Source organism: Microbacterium sp. (genome assembly GCF_026393345.1).
Classification (GTDB): Bacteria; Actinomycetota; Actinomycetes; order Actinomycetales; family Microbacteriaceae; genus Microbacterium.
This window is the reverse complement of sequence record NZ_JAPLAI010000073.1, coordinates 1-1,577: the sequence shown is the minus strand read 5'-3', so window position 1 is coordinate 1,577 and position 1,577 is coordinate 1. Positions and strand designations below refer to the sequence as shown.

General features: G+C 70.3%; 2 protein-coding genes. One reads left to right on the top strand and one right to left on the bottom strand.

Going from position 1 to position 1,577, the window contains the following annotated elements; all coding sequences use genetic code 11:
- The coding region (locus NT132_RS14210) for a CoA transferase (protein ID WP_297790185.1) at window positions 1-745 on the top strand (745 nt) is incomplete at its 5' end.
- 111 nt (window positions 746-856) lie between these two features.
- Here NT132_RS14210 and NT132_RS14205 read toward each other — a convergent pair.
- Window positions 857-1,525, bottom strand: a complete 669-nt coding sequence (locus tag NT132_RS14205) for a CoA transferase (protein ID WP_297790187.1) — start codon at window positions 1,523-1,525, stop codon at window positions 857-859.
- Between the last annotated feature and the right edge of the window lie 52 nt (window positions 1,526-1,577).

Below are 1,577 nucleotides of genomic sequence, written 5' to 3'. Positions count from 1 at the left end.
CGGCGACAGTGACCCGATCCCTGCCGGGGCAGGGCATCGTCCCCTCGGAGGCGTGCGGGTCCTCGACCTCACCCGCGTCCTCGCCGGACCCACCGCCGCACGAACCCTCGCCGAACACGGCGCACACGTCCTCCGCATCGCATCCCCGCTCTACCCGGACGTCGCGCCGATGGTCCGCGACACCGGGCACGGGAAGCGGTCCACAGTGCTCGATCTGCGCACGACAGAAGGCGCCGGTGCGCTGCGTCGCCTGATCGAGGGCGCGGACGTGTTCTCCCAGGGATACCGACCGGGCGCGATTGCCAGACTCGGTTTCTCGCCGGAAGAGCTCGCGACGATCCGTCCCGGCATCATCTCCCTCTCCATCTCCGCATTCGGTGTGGTGGGACCGTGGGGCGACAGCCGAGGCTTCGACAGTGTCGTCCAGGCCGCCAGCGGCGTGGCGGAGGAGATGGGAGGCATATTCGGACTGGAGCGGCGCGCCCGTGAGGGCGGCAGCTACCACATCGAGCTCTCGCTCGCCCAGACCGGCCGTTATCTGAACGACCTGCCTCGAGTCGATGCCGCAGCGGCAGCCGGGCGCGCGCCCGAGCTGCCCAAAGCCCGGCTCGACGAACTGCTCGTCGAGCGCGACACCCCCTACGGCATGCTGAAGTACCTCAAGCCCGCAGCCCGGCTCTCTGCGACTCCGGCACGGTGGGAGCTTCCCACGGTGCCGGTCGACAACGACCGCCCGCAGTGGTGATGGCGACCCCCGCCGTGTGAGCCCGGGGTCACCATTGCGCAGCGTCATGATCCAGCGGCACCGTCGGACGACTCCACCGTGGCGCCGTCAGCGACATCTCGGCAGCCGGCTTCAGATAGCGCAGCCGGCCGTACGGAGTGTCACGAGCCGGGCTTTGGGCAGCTCGGGCGCGCGCCCGGCTGCCGCTGCGGCATCGACTCGAGGCAGGTCGTTCAGATAACGGCCGGTCTGGGCGAGCGAGAGCTCGATGTGGTAGCTGCCGCCCTCACGGGCGCGCCGCTCCAGCGCGACCTGCACGAGAAACGCCGCCAGATACCCCGTCGTGTAGTCCAATGGACTCGCCGGGATGAGACGCGGCTCGCCGCCGTCAGCCCCTCCTTCCTCGTCCGCGGTGCCGTCACCCGCCTCGACGACGCTGTCGAAGCCGCGCATGCCGCGCCAGGGGCCGGTCTCACCGTATGCGGAGATGGAGAGGGAGATGATGCCGGGACGGATCGTCGCGAGCTCCTCCGGCGAGAAACCGAGTCTGGCAATCGCGCCCGGTCGGTATCCCTGGGAGAACACGTCCGCGCCCTCGACCAGGCGACGCAGCGCCGCAATGTCGGAAGCGACGCGAAGATCGAGCATCGTAGAGCGTTTCCCGTGCCCCGTGTCCCGGGGCATCGGTCCGACATCCCGGTGTACGGCACTCGCGATGCGGAGGACGTGTGCGCCGTGTTCGGCGAGGGTTCGTGCGGCGGTGGGTCCGGCGAGGACGCGGGTGAGGTCGAGGACCCGCACGCCTCCGAGGGGACGATGCCCTGCCCCGGCAGGGATCGGGTCACTGTCGCCG